Origin of the sequence: Pseudomonas fulva NBRC 16637 = DSM 17717 (assembly GCF_000730565.1) — a bacterium.
Classification (GTDB): domain Bacteria; phylum Pseudomonadota; class Gammaproteobacteria; order Pseudomonadales; family Pseudomonadaceae; genus Aquipseudomonas; species Aquipseudomonas fulva.
In genome coordinates this window covers 12,557-27,459 of record NZ_BBIQ01000006.1, presented here as the reverse complement: position 1 = coordinate 27,459, position 14,903 = coordinate 12,557, and the positions used below count along the sequence as shown (strand labels likewise).

Annotated in this window: 12 protein-coding genes, 1 other RNA gene and 3 pseudogenes; 4 read left to right on the top strand and 12 right to left on the bottom strand. The window is 57.0% G+C overall.

Annotated elements, in window-relative coordinates; genetic code table 11:
- Window positions 1-62 precede the first annotated feature (62 nt).
- Entirely contained in the window at window positions 63-1,547 is a 1,485-nt protein-coding gene (locus PFU01S_RS08130; RefSeq protein WP_028687103.1) for an RNA-binding domain-containing protein, read from the bottom strand.
- Window positions 1,548-1,632: 85 nt separating this feature from the next.
- On the bottom strand, window positions 1,633-5,097 hold the full coding sequence (gene hsdR, locus PFU01S_RS08125) for a type I restriction-modification system endonuclease (RefSeq protein ID WP_028687102.1): 3,465 nt from the start codon (window positions 5,095-5,097) through the stop codon (window positions 1,633-1,635).
- A 303-nt stretch (window positions 5,098-5,400) separates the two neighbouring features.
- On the opposite strand from hsdR, the gene PFU01S_RS08120 reads away from it, so the two are divergent.
- On the top strand, window positions 5,401-6,039 hold the full coding sequence (locus PFU01S_RS08120; RefSeq protein WP_248694595.1) for a DNA adenine methylase: 639 nt from the start codon (window positions 5,401-5,403) through the stop codon (window positions 6,037-6,039).
- A complete protein-coding gene (locus PFU01S_RS08115) occupies window positions 6,039-6,809 on the top strand; it encodes an 8-oxoguanine DNA glycosylase (RefSeq protein WP_028687100.1) in 771 nt (256 codons plus the stop codon). The genes PFU01S_RS08120 and PFU01S_RS08115 overlap by 1 nt, the downstream gene beginning before the upstream one ends.
- Here the strand turns inward: PFU01S_RS08115 and PFU01S_RS22115 are convergent.
- Genes PFU01S_RS22115 through PFU01S_RS08100 form a run of 4 tightly spaced genes read right to left on the bottom strand, consistent with a single transcriptional unit; the run spans window position 6,806 to window position 9,624 of the window.
- The gene (locus PFU01S_RS22115) at window positions 6,806-7,489 is read right to left on the bottom strand and encodes a nitroreductase family protein (protein ID WP_154665192.1); all 684 of its coding nucleotides are present in this window, start codon (window positions 7,487-7,489) and stop codon (window positions 6,806-6,808) included. The two genes, PFU01S_RS08115 and PFU01S_RS22115, sit on opposite strands and share 4 nt — an antisense overlap.
- A complete protein-coding gene (locus tag PFU01S_RS08110; protein ID WP_028687099.1) occupies window positions 7,470-8,072 on the bottom strand; it encodes a 7-cyano-7-deazaguanine synthase in 603 nt (200 codons plus the stop codon). The genes PFU01S_RS22115 and PFU01S_RS08110 overlap by 20 nt, the downstream gene beginning before the upstream one ends.
- Complete coding sequence (locus tag PFU01S_RS08105) at window positions 8,069-9,286, bottom strand: PfkB family carbohydrate kinase (protein ID WP_248694594.1); 1,218 nt, start codon at window positions 9,284-9,286, stop codon at window positions 8,069-8,071. The genes PFU01S_RS08110 and PFU01S_RS08105 overlap by 4 nt, the downstream gene beginning before the upstream one ends.
- On the bottom strand, window positions 9,283-9,624 hold the full coding sequence (locus PFU01S_RS08100) for a hypothetical protein (RefSeq protein ID WP_033736843.1): 342 nt from the start codon (window positions 9,622-9,624) through the stop codon (window positions 9,283-9,285). The genes PFU01S_RS08105 and PFU01S_RS08100 overlap by 4 nt, the downstream gene beginning before the upstream one ends.
- A 229-nt stretch (window positions 9,625-9,853) precedes the next feature.
- Here PFU01S_RS08100 and PFU01S_RS08095 point away from each other — a divergent pair, with 229 nt between their 5' ends.
- A complete protein-coding gene (locus PFU01S_RS08095; protein WP_050437987.1) occupies window positions 9,854-11,770 on the top strand; it encodes an AAA family ATPase in 1,917 nt (638 codons plus the stop codon).
- Between the two features lie 48 nt (window positions 11,771-11,818).
- On the opposite strand, the pseudogene PFU01S_RS08090 reads toward PFU01S_RS08095, so the two are convergent.
- Both PFU01S_RS08090 and PFU01S_RS08085 read right to left on the bottom strand, forming a co-directional pair.
- Window positions 11,819-12,016: pseudogene (locus PFU01S_RS08090) on the bottom strand (integrase domain-containing protein); the annotation flags it as partial.
- A 4-nt stretch (window positions 12,017-12,020) separates the two neighbouring features.
- Window positions 12,021-12,191: pseudogene (locus PFU01S_RS08085) on the bottom strand (Arm DNA-binding domain-containing protein); the annotation flags it as partial.
- Between the two features lie 286 nt (window positions 12,192-12,477).
- Here PFU01S_RS08085 and PFU01S_RS22600 point away from each other — a divergent pair.
- A pseudogene (locus tag PFU01S_RS22600) lies at window positions 12,478-12,555 on the top strand (DUF2514 domain-containing protein); the annotation flags it as partial.
- 184 nt (window positions 12,556-12,739) lie between these two features.
- On the opposite strand, the gene ssrA reads toward PFU01S_RS22600, so the two are convergent.
- The 4 genes from ssrA to PFU01S_RS08070 all read right to left on the bottom strand — a co-directional run bounded on the left by ssrA (window position 12,740) and on the right by PFU01S_RS08070 (window position 14,870).
- Window positions 12,740-13,131: a transfer-messenger RNA gene (gene ssrA, locus PFU01S_RS21700) on the bottom strand.
- A gap of 98 nt (window positions 13,132-13,229) precedes the next feature.
- Window positions 13,230-13,523 (bottom strand): PA2433 domain-containing protein, encoded by a 294-nt coding sequence (locus tag PFU01S_RS08080; protein WP_027915439.1) that lies wholly within the window; start codon window positions 13,521-13,523, stop codon window positions 13,230-13,232.
- Between the two features lie 225 nt (window positions 13,524-13,748).
- On the bottom strand, window positions 13,749-14,117 hold the full coding sequence (locus PFU01S_RS08075) for an antibiotic biosynthesis monooxygenase family protein (RefSeq protein ID WP_027915438.1): 369 nt from the start codon (window positions 14,115-14,117) through the stop codon (window positions 13,749-13,751).
- Between the two features lie 57 nt (window positions 14,118-14,174).
- A complete protein-coding gene (locus PFU01S_RS08070; protein ID WP_028687094.1) occupies window positions 14,175-14,870 on the bottom strand; it encodes a glutamine amidotransferase in 696 nt (231 codons plus the stop codon).
- Window positions 14,871-14,903: the final 33 nt, after the last annotated feature.

The following is a 14,903-nucleotide window of genomic DNA, read 5'->3' as shown; positions in this document are numbered from 1 at the left end:
TACCTGTGGCGAAATTTGTAAAGCGCCTGATTGCACTGGCGCAAAGAAGTGGTTGGCTTGGCTCAGCCGTCTAAAGAGCGTTTTAGCTCTCGACCGGCCGCAGTCAGGCGATAGCGTTGTTTACTGCTGTTGGGCTTGTCTGGAATGGTCATCTCGACCACGCCAAGCGCCAGTAGTGGGGCCAATACCTGATCGCGGAACTTGGTGCGGCTGTTCCGCCCAACGAAAGCCATCAGCTCTGGTACGGTGTGCTCATCTGTAACGCTGCGTATCAGCGTTACCTGCTCTGGCTGCATGGATATACCGTCTAGCGCCGGCTTAGTCCCCACTTGGTCCCTACTTGGTCCCGACTTAGTCCCTACTTGGCCCCTGCTTAGCCCCTCAAGAGGCCCGCTTTCGACAGCGCGCTGAATCACCACCTTGAATTGATTACTCTGCCGGTCGTCCTCCAGTCGGATCATTGGCCAAGCGTCGATAGCACGCGGGATGCCGGTACCCAAACCGCGATAGGGGAGAATGTGCACCGCATGGGAAGTGAGCGTCGGATTACGACGGTTGGACAGGCCGAAGCGAATTTTCTCGGTATCGAGCAGGTCAGGCAGGTGCCCGGGGCTGACCAATTCGATGCGATCGGCGAAGATCATGATCCGGATGGAGGCGCTGACGAAGTAGTCGCGGTGGATCAGAGCATTGACCAGCAACTCCTCGAACACCTCCTCCGGCACTTCCAACTGCCCAAGGGTATTAAAGCCCTGTTCGCGCTGCACATGGCGTAGGTTGCGCTTAATGAAGGCCAGGCTACGCCGGTATTGCTCCGGCAGGTTGCCGCCGATGTCTTCGCTATCAAGGTAGTGGCGGTCGTGGAGCACTGTCCCGGGAAACGCCACCGCCTTGATGTCGAATGCCGGGCACAGCCGTTGTGGCGCTTGGCCGAACAGCAGCAGGCCAGCCAAATTGGGTGTGCTGCTATTGGCGAGGCCAAGATCTTCCAGGATGCGGGTGGTTTCCAAACCTGTCTGTTCGGGGCTTTGCCGAAAGCGCCTTTGGAAGTATTCGCCAAGCGCTTTGGTATCGATATCGGCCTCGCTGCTACCCGTGACCGGTACCGCATCGGCGCACACCAGCCCCGCCTGTTGAAATAAGCGCTGCAGCTCTTCACGAGCTGTGACCCGGCGCTTATCAGCGCCGCTTTTTACCCAAACGCTCCCTTGGCTGTCGACATAGGGCTTGTTCAGCCCTTGTTCGACAGTCACCACCATGATCAGCCCTTGCTCGGTATGGAGATTGCTGGTTAGCGGGTTGATCGCCGGGCGAACATTCTGCGACGCCGCATTCGAGAGCACCTGATTGAGCCGTGCAATGTCGTCGCTACTCAGCCCGCTAACCGCGCCAGAGTCGTCTACACCGATCAATAGATAACCACCGAACGTATTGGCAAACGCTACCAACTCGGCTGCCAAAGCGTCGATATTAGTGAAGTCGCGCTTGAACTGATGGCGACTGTCTTCACCTCGGGCAAGGATTTGATGAAGCTCGACAACGGTCATGAAGCGTCTCTAGGTATTGCGGGCAAGAAGGGAGATTATCCCTTATAGACGAGCCCCGTGGCTAATCCGGCGCGCGTGGTTGGCCTCACCCCGTTTGAGCCCACAGGTTGTCATTCAGGGCCTCTAATACCACCGTGAGGTTGCCGCCGAGCATCTTGTCTAGCCGTGTGCTACCGCCATCGCTTCTGAACGCTTCGCCAATCTGTTTTTCGTCAATAACGACTTCGTGCACCAGTTGTTTGGCCAGGCGGTCCAGCCACTTACGCTGGACAGGCGTCCAAGGGTGCAGGCTGTAGATCGCCACCATCGCCTGTGCAACGCGCTGCTCGAATGGCAGCAAGGCTTCGCCAAGGGCTGCGCGCCGGATAAAACCGACAATGCTGGCCGCAATTTCTTGGTTGGTTTGGTTACGCCAGGCGCTCTGCAAGTTCACCTCGCTGTATCCGTTGCCGTCGAGCAGCAGGCGCACCTCGCGCAGTTGCTCTCGGGTGAGGTCTTGTGGGCGGTTGACTACTACGCCAAGCGCCACCGATTGGTTCAACTGGTTCTTAATGAAGTCGTTGAAGCTTTCCAAATAGTCGGCGGGCTTCTGGTAATCGCCGTAACTTTGCTCACGAACCATCAATGCGTCGGTATGCTGGGAGATCACCGGGTAGTTCAGTGACCCCAACAGGGTATTGACCATAGCGAGCTGATTGAGCAATTGAGAATGTTGCTGGATGAACTGGGCAGCTTGCTGCGGGCCGAGTTGGTGCAGATGCTGATGCAGTTTATCGGGGGCCACGCCCCAGGTGGTTTCTAGCTCAGCAAGCTTGTCTTTGAGAAGCGGCTTTTGCTCGGCTTTATGGGTGGCCTTGCGAAGGATGCGCATAACCCGCTGGCTGAGCTGGTCGAGCACATCGTGGGCATGGGTGGTATCGGGCTGGTTGCCCGGGGCATCAAAGCTTGCGGGGTTATGCAGGTCATCAACCAGTTGTTCCAAGCTGATGCTCGCATCCTTCACCAGCGGCTTCATCGTATCGACCGGCTCAAGGGCTGCGTACAGGTCAACTGGGTCGTAGATCTTGAATACCGTTTTGCCGATGTCATCACAGCGACGAGTTGCGCGCCCTTTCATTTGCTCGTAGAGGATGCGTGATCGGACCCTGCGCATGAATACCAAATGGCAGATTCGGGGTACGTCGATACCGGTGGTCAGTAGGTCGACCGTAATGGCGATGCTCGGGTAGCGCTCGTTCTTGTACTGGCGAATCAGCTGTTTAACCTTGTCACTTTGCCCGGTGATGATCTGTACAGCTGCTTGGTTGTAATCCTCGTCATGAACGTCTTTGAAGGCTTCGTCGAGGAGGTTTTTGACTCGCTCAGCGTGGGCCTGGTTGACGCAAAAGATCATCGTTTTTTCGTCGCCCGACGGGTCGAGCTCTTGCGCCAGTTGCTCGCAAATAACCTTGTCGAAACCGGGTGTAATCACACGGCGGTTGAAGGATTCGATTTCGAAGTCAAGCTCGTCTTCGAGCTCCGCAACATCCACTTCGCCGGTGCTCGTATCAACGACGTTGACCTTCTCGCCTTTGGCAAAGTGGATGCCTTTCTGGCTGAGCAGGGTCTGGTAACGAACCGGCGGCTCGTGATCAATCAGCCAGTCGTCAGCCACGGCTTCCCGGTAGCTGTACGTGAATATCGGTGCACCGAATACTTCACTGGTGTGCTTTGCCGGTGTGGCGGTGAGCCCGATGCAGCAGGCGTCGAAATAGTCGAGCACTCGGCGGTACTGTGACAAGTACTGGTTAAAGTCGCGTATCGCCAGCTCGCCCTCGGTCATGTCCTGGTCGAGGGTGTAACCGCGGTGAGCCTCGTCGACGATGATGCAGTCGAAGGTATCAATGGGCGGCGGAGTCTCTGATTGAAAGATACGCTTGACCATCGCCTGCACGGTAGCAACCTGTACTCGTGTTTCAGCTTCGGCAGCCATGTCTCCCAGCTCTTTGACGTCGTAGATCTGCGCCAGCGTATGATTTTGCTCCAGGGTTGCCTCATTGAAGGCTTCGATGGCTTGTTCGCCCAATGCACTGCGATCGACCAGAAAAAGAATACGACGGAAGCGTTCGGCCTTTAGCAAGCGGTACATCAAACCAATAATTGTGCGGGTTTTGCCCGTGCCGGTGGCCATGGCCAGTAGGCAGTTGCGACGATTGCCGCCCAGCGCCAGCTCGACGGCGCGTATGGCGTTTTCCTGATAATTACGTAGTTTGAGATAGGCGAAGCCTTCCTGTTGTAACTTCGCCTCGGCTTCTTCGCGGCTGCGCTTGAGCAGGTCGAGTAGGCCACTCGGTGTGTGAAAGTCCTGCAGCGCCCGGCGCAGGTTGGCTGGGCTGCGCAGGTCGCGAAACCAGATGCCAGACAGCTCTGCGAGTTGCTTGATGAAGGGGCGGCCATTGCAGGCAAAGGCAAAGGGAACCTTGAAATAACCGCCTTGGCCATCCGCCCAGCCTGCGCCAGGGCCGGCCAGTTGAAAGTCGCTGGTAATGACCAACTGCCGTGAATAGCGCTCAGCCTGAGGAATGCGGTTCGCTATGTTGACGCGCTTGCGCTTGGCTTCGACGATGGCAACAGGCACAAGGCCGGCGAACAGCACATAATCAGCATCCTCTTTAGGCTTACTGGTTGGCCACTCGGAGATGGCCTTGTTCTTGCCCTTCTCTGGCCGCGCGCCCTTACCGTAGGTAAGCTCGAGCGAATGAGCCTCCCAGCCGGCATCGTTCAATTGTTGATCGATGAGAATACGGGTGAGGTCTTCGTTAAGGTCAAACTGGTTGCTTGCTTGCTGAGTTTTTCTGGTGACCTGCTTGGCGGCTTGGGGCTGATTTTCAAGCTGTTGCTGCAGCACTTTCAGTCGCGCTTCGAAATCGGCTCGCGCTTTGGACAGTTCTGCTTCACGTTCCAGAGCAATCAGCTCGTAGACATGTGCCTCCTCGTTCATTTGCTCCGCAAGGCTAGCATGTGCTTGCTTTTCTTTCGCCAGCAGCTCGGCTAATTGCTGGTTGCTCTCCATTTGCTGGCGACTGTCGCCCAACTCCGCGCGAAGTTTTTCGATCTGCACCTGCAGCTCACGCAGAGGCTCGCTCGGATCGGCGGGAACCATGAATGGCCCAGGTTTGAAGGTGCTGGCTGCATTGCCGAATGACTGGTGGTACCAGATCGCCAAGGCGCGTGCGACTCTCAATCCGTCTAAGGCCTCGCGATGCTGGGTGCGGAATTCGTGGGTGGCCTTGTTGCCTTCGACGCGCAGCGTATGGAACAGGTTGCGGATATTGCCGTCGAGCTGGATTTCACGACTCAGGCGGAACAGCAAGTCAGCTTGGGATGTGGTTGCGTCGAACTCGATGCCAGCTCTCACCGCTAGATCTTGAGCGAGCGCTTCGCCTAACTGGCGCAGTTTGATAAGCGTCGTGTTGGGGTCAGTGGGAAAAACGCGCTCGGCTGCAGTGGCGAGTTGGAAAAAAACCGGATCGTGCTCTTTGAAAAAGGCGAAGTTGCTGCTCTCAGCCATGTCCCATTCCTTGAGTTCGTCGCCGGCCATCCCGAGAGTGGTGGCGCTTTAAAGACATAATGCCAGATGAGGCCCCTTGACGTATAACCGAACGGTAAGCGGCCTGCGAACACCCTGTGTATAGATCAGCCAAAGTGTATTCCCCGTACGCTTACCAATGGTTTGTCGGGCGGCTTATAGCACTTCAAGCGTTCACGCCACTCTAAGGTTTTTTGGTCGGTAGGCTTCATTGACATCATCGTCACTTTTGACGATGATGTATGCATGAGATATCCCGGCGGGAAAGGCAAGTGCTACCAGCGCTTGATCAACCTGATGCCTCCGCATCAGACCTACATCGAGACGCACTTGGGGGCGGGCGCTGTCCTGCGCCATAAGAAACCTGCTGCCCGAAACATCGGTGTGGACGTAGATCCCGCCGTTCATGATGCCTGGGCGGATCACCAGGTAGTGGGCCTTGAGCTTATCCAGGGCGATGCTTCGAACTACCTGAGCAGTTTTTCATACGACGGTAGCGAGCTGATCTATGCTGATCCTCCGTATGTCACACAGACGCGTCGTCGCGCCAAGATCTATCGCTACGAATATGACCAGTCCCACCATGAGCAGCTGCTACATACGCTGTGCGGCGTCCCGTGCAAGGTTATGATCTCCGGTTACGACAGTTCCTTGTACAACGAAACGCTCCAAGGATGGAGGAAGGTAACGTTTATGGCGAAGACGCACACGGATGTCAGGGAGGAATGCGTCTGGATGAACTACGCTGCCCCAGTAGAACTTCACGACAGTCGTTACTTGGGCGACACGTTCCGCGAGCGGCAGACCATTGCCCGGCGCCAGTCCCGGCTCCGCGATCGTGTTGCTGCGATGGATCCGTTAGAACGCAGCGATTTCCTGCACTGGATCACGCAGACCTATGGCTCCGCTCAGGAGGCACTGTAATGCAGAGCGGTGTTGTGTTCGTAGACTCCAAGATCTACAGCCGCGATTTCCCTGACGCCATGAGCGAGGTGCTCCCGGGTGTTTCATGGGGTTTGATCGAAGCGTTCCCGACACCGGCGTATTGGGCCTACCAGGTCTGGGCAAACGAGCAAGAGCCTGAGCCTCTCAACTACAAGCTTGGCGCCACCCTGGTTGAAGAGGTCGGAGCGTGCCTACTGGGTGGCCACGGAATCCCGGCGCACGTCGGGTTGGCTGCCTTCGCCCATCTGAGAAACCTAGGAGCTTTTGACACTAAGGTACCTAGTGAGGAGCAGCTGCAAGATTGGCTAACCCTCCCACTGAAAATTGGTAGCCGCTCAGTGCGCTACCGCTTTGCCAAACAGAAGGCGCGTTACCTTCATTCGGCACTCACAGCCTTGGCCGTAGGGGGTGTTCCTCTTCAATCTGGCCGAGCTCTTCGGGACTGGCTGCTGGAGCTTCCAGGCATCGGTTACAAGACTGCCTCTTGGATTGCTCGCAACTGGCTTGATGCCGATGACGTCGCCATCCTGGATATCCACATCCTGCGTGCAGGGGCGTTGGCTGGCTTTTTCTCCCCCGGTCTGACCGTGGAGCGCCACTACTTGAAGCTCGAAGCTGAGTTCCTTGCTCTCAGCAAAGCGATTGACGTTCGACCGTCCAGGCTCGACGCGCTGATGTGGTACCAGATGATGTCTGCGCCTACAGTCGTCCAAGGTCTGCTTTACCAAGCTGGTTTGAAAGCCGCCTAGCACTGCGGTGCAGGCCCACCAACGAGCGCGACACCGACACCAGTGAGCATACCTGCAGGTGCGAGTCGACTAGCCCAAGGTTCACCCGTAATCCCCAACGGGCAACATGAGTAGTCCAAAGCTTCAGCAATCACGGCCATGACCGCCAAAAGTGCTCCAGCGTCTCGCCAGATCAGGCTTTCTCCATGCTGATATTTGGCGCACGTTTTCCCGGGTTCGGCCACCAGGAGCAACCGCGTTGCATGCGCGGCGGGCAGTGCTTCATGGCACTGCTCTTCCAATCCAGCGAAGGCTTCAGCTGATCCTGGTAGCTCGACAAGACCGTGCCGGCGACTATCGTACCGGCTCCAGTTCGACGCACCCGGAAGGTGAACCAGGATATGGATGGGGTGTATGGCGCCGGCAGATGGCGTTGGTCGCAATTCCAGGTCGAAGCCATAGTCCGACTCGGCGATGGATTGCGTACGCGCGCAGCGCCACAGCAGCTGGCCCAGCTGGCCTTCACTCAAGACATTGAACGTTCGCCTGGTGCGTCTGTGATCGAGAAGATTGAGGATGCCTTCGTCACCGGCATCCTCTGTTTCGGGCAGCGCATGGAATGTGCCATCGGGCCAGGTGAAGGGCTGATAGTGGCCAGGCTCAGCTCGTACCGTCGGGCTACTAAGCGTGATCCAATCCATGTTCAATCTCGTGCCAGACCTCGAAGTACTTTTTGCAGCCTCGGCAATTGCCGCACGGCACGCTCGATTTGTGACAGCTGTGAGCCCAGGCCAGCATAGAGGACGGCACGCCGGCAGTTCTTACAAGCTCGGTGGTGCTCAACTTGATCGCAGGCGCCTCAACGGTCATCTCACCCTCCTGGATGACCATCAGCTGATTGATGGCAGCGATGAACTCCGGAGTACCGTCGCGGTGCGAACCATCGGATTTCACGGTGCCCAGGTAGAGCTTTTTCACACCCAGGCTGATGGCTTTCATGGCCGCCAGGGTGACGAGCATCTGGTTCCGGTACGGCCACCAGTCACTGGCAGGCGCATGGGCATCCGCCTGGCCTCCTGCCATGTCACCGGAGCCGACCGATCGGCAGTCGATGGAAATGACATGATGCTCAATCTGGAGCTGTTCGCAGATGGCCTTCGAGGCACAGATTTCTGCCTCAGCGGCGAGCTGGCCATAGTTCAGCGTGATGCCGATTTCAGGGCGCAGCCACCAGGCCACCGCGAGTGAATCCATACCGCCTGATAAGAGGAGGCCGCGCTTCATAACTCAGCTGCCTTCCATGCGGTTTGGTAAATGGCGGTGACGAAGTCCTTTGTCAGCGTGCAGTCCGAGCCGGCCATCATCTTCTTATCCTCTTCCGACTCATTCTCCACGTACATGATGACGGGCTTCTTGAGTGCACGCGCGTAGCCGATCTCATAGATCGTCCCAGCGTCGAGGCCGTCCCCGATTGCGAGCATCATGTCGCATTCGTGGATCGCATCGAGATCTTTCTGCACGACTTCATCCGCAGGCCCGTGGCCAACGTCATGGACGGGGGAAAACACGTTCAACCCCATTTCCAAAAGCCGGGCGCGGGCCTCCTCGATGAGCCAAAGCTGTCCCAGCGAAAAGAATGGGCCGGCGAGGTATACCAGGGGAGGCCTGCCCATTTTTGATTTCTTCGGCAGGCTGGCGGCGACGGGGTGATAGGTCTCTAGCTCTGTTTTAGAGGCAAAGCCCTTCGTCTCGCAGTAGTACGCCGTAGCACGTGAGGCCTGCATGGCGGCCTTGAGTGGGGCAAGCCCTTCTTCGAGCCAGAAGTGGGCGAAGCTCGCGACGAACACATCACCCGAACCAATCTTCCACACCTGCGACGTCACGAAGGAGGGGATGTGGTGCGCTTGACCTTCATGGAACAGCAGGGCGCCGGCAGGGCCCATCTTGATGATGACGATCTCGGCGTTCTGCGACTTCGAAAGTGCCCGCGCCAAATCGGCTGCGCTCAACTCGTCACTGCCATGGAGCGCTTCGGCTTCACTCCTGTTTAGGACAAGCGCAAGCCGCTCAGCCTTGGAACCATTCTTATGGAAGGGGACGGGGTGCCGGGAGCTCTGTGGGTCGTAAACGACATTACGGGCATCGACGACGCAGTCACCTTCGAGCAGTCCAAACCGAACCACATTTTCGGCAGTGATTTGAAGGGTCGTCGAAGAGGTCTCTGGTACCGGATGGATCGACGGTTTGGCAAGGCCATGGGTGTACCGGAAGTGCAGGCTTTGGTTGATGGCATGGGTTGCAACAGAAAAGCCTTCCAGCACCGCTCTCTGGCGAAGAATGGCCTCCGCGGTGCGATCCGCGTAGGTGTTTAGGGCGACGTGTCCGCCAAGGCGCGCTATCGCTGTGGCAGCTCGACCTCCTGAGCCAAACAGCTCTTGCCATATGGGGCACATGCACTGTTCGTAATACACACCGCCAGTCAGTCTGATCAAAATCACTCCTCCTTGATCGGCGAGATTTTGATGGAGATCTGAGCACCCATTTTTGCCGTAACTATTGCTGAATAGTTCGTACCACTTTGGAGGCAGGCGATCAGTCGAATAACCTTGGGAGATGCAATACCGCCGGCAATATACCTGTTCCAATATGCGCAGGCGACGACGTTGCCTTCGATTTCACCAAGGCCAATTCCAAGCGTATCGCCGACATCGATCTCGCTCACGACCTCGGGCTTCGGAGAAGCAAGCTGGGTCTGCAGGTACAGCGTATCGCAGGCGGTCTCGGTTGGAGCGCCGGCTGTGTAATCTCTAAAAAGCCTTCCGTCAGAACCTGACATTACGTTCCCCATCTTCCCTATGTGAACCAACGCAACAGTGGCCGGCGTCAAATCAAGGCCAGTTGACAGCGGTCGACTTGATGCTAGAGTGCCAGCACTCTACCCCTGTCGGATCCAATTTGCCAAGAGGCCGCGTCCGATTGGCGGGGCACTATCTACAGGGTTCAAACCGGCCAGACATAGCCCTGGCTGTGCTCCGATTCGTGCCAACACAAGGTCGTGTGCGCTGATGTCGAAAATCCTCGATTTTGAGATAAAGAACTACAAAGGGATTGTTAGCACACGAATTGAGCTGGCAGGACGATTGGACAACCCAGTCGTGACACTGATTGGACTGAATGAAAGTGGCAAAACCACGATATTGGAAGCCATCTCGCAGTTTGTGAGCAGCGACCGGTCGGTTTCAAGGCTCTACTTCTTCAGTCCAGAAAACAAAGATCAGTTCACCTTCATCCCCGCCAGCAAGAAAGGCGCATTTACTGGCACCGTGTCGATTGCTGCGACCGTTGAGCTTGAGGCGCATGATCTGGAGTCGATCAAGACCCTGGTGAGTCGTGCTGGGTTGGACGTAGACACCGAGGCGCTAGCGAAACCCTTCAAGATCGCAAGAGAGTTCAGCTTCGAAAACAGTAAGCCGAAGTCGAGGATTGCTAGCCTTGGGTTCGACTTCAGGGTCAGGTCACACGGGGAAGGGGAGTTTGAGGTTTATGCTCAGCCGGATGATGAAGACGAAAATCTTTGGAAGCGTACGGCTGAACTGATCGAGGCGTCGATACCGAAGGTCGCGTATTTTCCGACGTTTTTGATCAATGTGCCTGAGCAAATTTCGCTCGCATCCGACGGTTATGAGGGTTACGAGAAGAGGCATTATCGGGAGATTGTCGAGCGCATCATAAAATTCGCTGGCTTCGATATTGACCGGGATGTGAATAGACCTATCGAGACGTATCGGGCTAATTACGGTGCCGATTGGTATGAGAAATTCCAGCGAAGCCCAGAAAAATACCAGATTGATAATGTCTTCCAACAGGTCTCCAACGCGCTTTCTGTTGAAGTGATTGGCGGTTGGCGGCGCGTTCTGTCGCGCAATGCCACGGCGAAACGGGTCGACCTCAAGTGGATAGTCGGCGGCGCTAATGATCCCACAGTGATCGTATCGTTTGTCGTGAGTAACCGCGACACGACCTATCAAATCGCCGAGCGATCGATCGGCTTCAGATGGTTTTTCACATTCTTGCTGCTCACGGGCTTTAAGCTCGAACGTGAAAATCAACACAAAATCTACGTCTTTGACGAACCTGCTGCTAACCTGCACTCCCGCGCTCAGGCTGAGCTGCTGGGCTACTTCGAGAAGATGGCGGCCAGCGGCGACAAGATCATCTACTCAACCCATAGCCACCACATGGTGAACCCGAAGTGGTTGTCTGGGGCTTACATCATCGAGAACCGTCCGGCAGGGCAAGGCGATGATGAGGACTATGATCTCGACTTCACACCTGCTGAAGTGAACGCGATCAAGTACAAGCAATACCTGAATTCCTTCCCTACCCGTACACATTATTTCCAGCCAGTGATTGACCGCCTGCAGTATGTCGTTCCTGAAATTGTAGGGACTTCACCGTGCGTGATCCTGGAAGGAATCTCGGATTACTACGCGCTCAAGGCCGCAGCATTGCGGACAGGAGGCAAGCTGTGCTTCAACCTGATTCCAGGCGTCGGCTCAAGCGCGTCAGGTAACCTGATCAGCTTGCTCATGGGGCGCGGCGAGAAGTTCATCGTTCTGCTCGATGACGATAAGGAAGGTCGAAAAGCCCGAGATCGCTATCGAGAAGAATGGATCTTGCCCGAGCAGATGGTGATCACCCTGGCAGATATCGATGCCTCGTTCGAAGGAATGGCGCTTGAAGCGCTCTTGGGGAAAGACAGCATGGAGGCTGCTCAGGAGAGCCTGAGATTGAGCTCCGTACCTACCAAGGCTCAGTACGGCCTGATCTTGGCAGAGTACTTGTACAGGGCGGATACGTCGGTTGAGGTATTCTCGGCCCAAGGTCTGCAGAATCTTTACAAAGTTTTAAAATTCCTAGGTGAACGCATCTCAGCAGTGTCGACAGACGGACTATTGTGCACTGCTGAGACTAGAGACTGAGTAACTGTGTATATAAATAAAATTTGCTGGTGTGCTTTACGCGGTAACGAGCGCCGCCTTCACCTCATCATTGAACATTATCTGTCGTGGCGCCGACGCCCCTGAACGGCCGCCTTTGGTGCCGTCCTGGATATTAATGCGGCCTAAGAGTTCGGCTTCACGGCGCAAGCGCGGCAGGTCCGCCAGGATAGCTTCGCGTAGGCGCATACCAGTTGTTCGGGTCAACAGAACAATGGCGGCCACCCCTCTAGCTCGTTTCCGGTGCAAACTTGGACGCCAGGGGATAGCCTGGGAACATAATGGCGTAGTCGAACGCCCCTTGAGCAATCGCGTGCTCAATCTCCGCCTTATGCTGCTGGGCCTTTTTCAGATTAGTGGTGGTAGGCTTGAGCACGACGCGCTCGCGGCACCAAACACCCCGGTCATGATCTCCCATTGATTAACATGGCTCGGCAACCCAAAGTGGAAGACATATCCCCTGGAGGATGCTCGAAAAGCCTGACTCAGAAGATTGGCATCTGGAGCAGTCAAATTGCAGATGCGAAGAGTAGTGATTCAGCTCGTGTGCTGGTAGCCGTTCGTGATCAATCAGTTGAGGAGAAAAAAGCACTGGCGGCGACACTTGATTGCCCCATCACATCTGATGAAACTTGTGAGCGATTACACGATTCGTTTCAGGCCGATTAGAAATAATCGTCGAATAGCAGCGCGCCGCCATGGTGCTATCCGACCTGCTCGCACGGGCGGATGCTCGAGCGGGAGAGCTGAGGCAAGCCTATAACTGAGCCTGAATAGCAGGACAGCTGTGCGACGCGTCCTGTAATGCCCTTACCAAATGAGGGTATCGCCGATGGACAAGGATGAATTTGCCGCTGCCGTTGAGGCAGGCGAACCTTTCTACCTTTAAAGCGTGCACACAAAAAAGCGCCCACAAAAAAAGACGCCCACAGGCGCCTTCCTTCGTCAATTTGGTGGAGCCGGGGGGATTTGAACCCCCGTCCGCCAGTACTCCGCTGTCGGTACTACATGCTTAGCCGTGTCTACTGAGTTAATCCGCAGCCGCCCGACGGGCAGGGTGCTTTGGACGAGTTGGGTAAGTTTTAGTCGCTTTGCCCCCAACGTGCTACACGACGATCCTGTTCTGTATGACAATCACTTCGGGTTTACAGGCATCCCCTGGTGATTGCTGGAGCCGAAGCTACCAGGAGAGCGGGCTCAGCTGCTTACGCAGCGAGAGCGTAGCCCTCGTAGTTTTCGTCATTGGCAACTATAGAAAGTTGCAACAGTGGATTTACGAGTTCTGTTACCAACTCGGCATGCACCTAGAGTTTCGCTACCGGCGTCGAATCCTAATCGGCCCCACACTAGCTCTAAGCTAACGCACCTTACGGCACGTGAACCGGAGTATACGGCATTGCGCGGGCGGCGTCGACAGCTGAGCGCTCACCCGCGCGATGCATCAGGCGCCGCCGCTGCTCGAGCCGCTGCCTTTGTTGGTGTTTTGCAGCGTGGTCAGGGCTTTTTGAGTGATTGCAATGCACTCCTTGTCATTGCCTTTTGCCTGGGCAGCTTTGGCCTTGGTCACTTCATCATCGATTTGCGTTTTGAGGCCTTCCGAGGTGGCTCCGGCGGTGGCCATGGTGTCGTTGATTTCCTGCAGGTTCAGGGCGCACAGGTCTTTTTCGGCAGCGAAGGCCGGCGAAGCGAGCAGGGTAGCGGCCGCGAACAGGGCCGAAAGCGCGGTACCTTTCATGGGAGTCTCCTCTGTGGCCTCTGGTAGGTGGGCCTGTAAAAGTGGACTGTGCCGCTTGGCTGACAGTTCCGTTTTGATGGTGGCGGGATGGCATGAGGGTTTGTGGCGGGATGTTGCTGGAGAGCAGAGTGGGAAGGGGCCGCTTTGCGGCCCATCGCGGCCGGTCCGGCGCCCCGGCGAGGCCGCTCCCACAGTGGAAAAAGGGGGGGGCGGCCTCGCCGGGGGTTAGGCTACTGGGCAGGCGGTGGGACGGGTGCCGTCTACGACTTCGTTGTAGGGCGCCTGGTCGCGGTCGCGCAGGCCATAGTCGCGGATGACCGAGGTGACGCGCACGCGGTAGTCGTCGAAGATCTTGTCGCGGCCGGCGCGTTGGGCGGAGAGGTGGGCGGTGACGTTGCGCCATTGCACCACGGCTTCTTCGTCGCGCCAGGTGGTCACCGACATCACTTTCTTGGGGTTGAGGGTGCTCTGGAAGCACTCTACCGAGATGAACCCTTCCATGGGCTTGAGCAGGGGGGTGAGCTTGTTGACCAGGTCAACGTAGGTTTCGCCCTGGCCGGGCAGTGCTTGCAACTCGAACAATACGACGATCATGGGGCGTGCCTCATCCTTGATGACTTTGTTGTTTTCATGCGGTGGTGGTGCAGCGGGTTACTTCAGGTTGGCGAGCCAGGCGCGCATCACGCGGGCGGCGGCTTGGGTCAGGCGCTCGCCAAGTTCGGCGGCGGCCGAGCGCAGGGCGATGGGGTCCAGGGCGGTCTGGCCGACTTCGTTGGCGTGGCCTACCAGCCATTGCTCAATGCGGGCGGGGTCGGCTTCCAGATGGCATTGCAGGCCCAGGATGCGGTTGTCCAAGGCAAAGGCCTGGTGCGCGCAAATATCGGTCTTGGCCAGCAGCACGGCGCCCTGGGGGATGTCGAACTGGTCGCCATGCCAGTGCAGCACGGGTACGTCGCCCAGTTCGGCAAGCGGCGATTGCTGGCCTTCGGCGGTGAGGGTAAGCGGCGAGAAGCCGATTTCCTTGACGCCCATGGGGTAGACCTTGGCGTTCATGGCGCGGGCGATCAGTTGTGCACCCAGGCAGATGCCCAGCAGGGGCTTGCCGGACTCAATGCGTTGGCGCACCAGCTCGAGCTCGGCCTTGAGGAAGGGGTAGGGCTTTTCGTCGTAGGCGCCAATGGGGCCGCCCAGCACGATCAGCAGGTCGGCCTGCATCACCTGTTCGACCTGGAGGGTTTCGACGGTGGGGTCGATGTAGGTGAGGCTGTAGCCGGCCTCACTCAGAACAGGGGCCAGGGTGCCGACGTCTTCGAAGTGGATGTGGCGCAGTGCGATGGCTGTTTTCATGTGCAAACCCGATGATGAAAGGAGTGAGGGCGC

Excerpts from the sequence above, each read along its gene's own strand:
- PFU01S_RS08130 (WP_028687103.1), bottom strand. The coding sequence starts at position 1,547 with ATGACCGTTGTCGAGCTTCATCAAATCCTTGCCCGAGGTGAAGACAGT.
- hsdR (WP_028687102.1), bottom strand. The coding sequence starts at position 5,097 with ATGGCTGAGAGCAGCAACTTCGCCTTTTTCAAAGAGCACGATCCGGTT.
- PFU01S_RS08115 (WP_028687100.1), top strand. The coding sequence starts at position 6,039 with ATGCAGAGCGGTGTTGTGTTCGTAGACTCCAAGATCTACAGCCGCGAT.
- PFU01S_RS22115 (WP_154665192.1), bottom strand. The coding sequence starts at position 7,489 with ATGGATTGGATCACGCTTAGTAGCCCGACGGTACGAGCTGAGCCTGGC.
- PFU01S_RS08110 (WP_028687099.1), bottom strand. The coding sequence starts at position 8,072 with ATGAAGCGCGGCCTCCTCTTATCAGGCGGTATGGATTCACTCGCGGTG.
- PFU01S_RS08100 (WP_033736843.1), bottom strand. The coding sequence starts at position 9,624 with ATGTCAGGTTCTGACGGAAGGCTTTTTAGAGATTACACAGCCGGCGCT.
- PFU01S_RS08095 (WP_050437987.1), top strand. The coding sequence starts at position 9,854 with ATGTCGAAAATCCTCGATTTTGAGATAAAGAACTACAAAGGGATTGTT.
- PFU01S_RS08080 (WP_027915439.1), bottom strand. The coding sequence starts at position 13,523 with ATGAAAGGTACCGCGCTTTCGGCCCTGTTCGCGGCCGCTACCCTGCTC.
- PFU01S_RS08075 (WP_027915438.1), bottom strand. The coding sequence starts at position 14,117 with ATGATCGTCGTATTGTTCGAGTTGCAAGCACTGCCCGGCCAGGGCGAA.
- PFU01S_RS08070 (WP_028687094.1), bottom strand. The coding sequence starts at position 14,870 with ATGAAAACAGCCATCGCACTGCGCCACATCCACTTCGAAGACGTCGGC.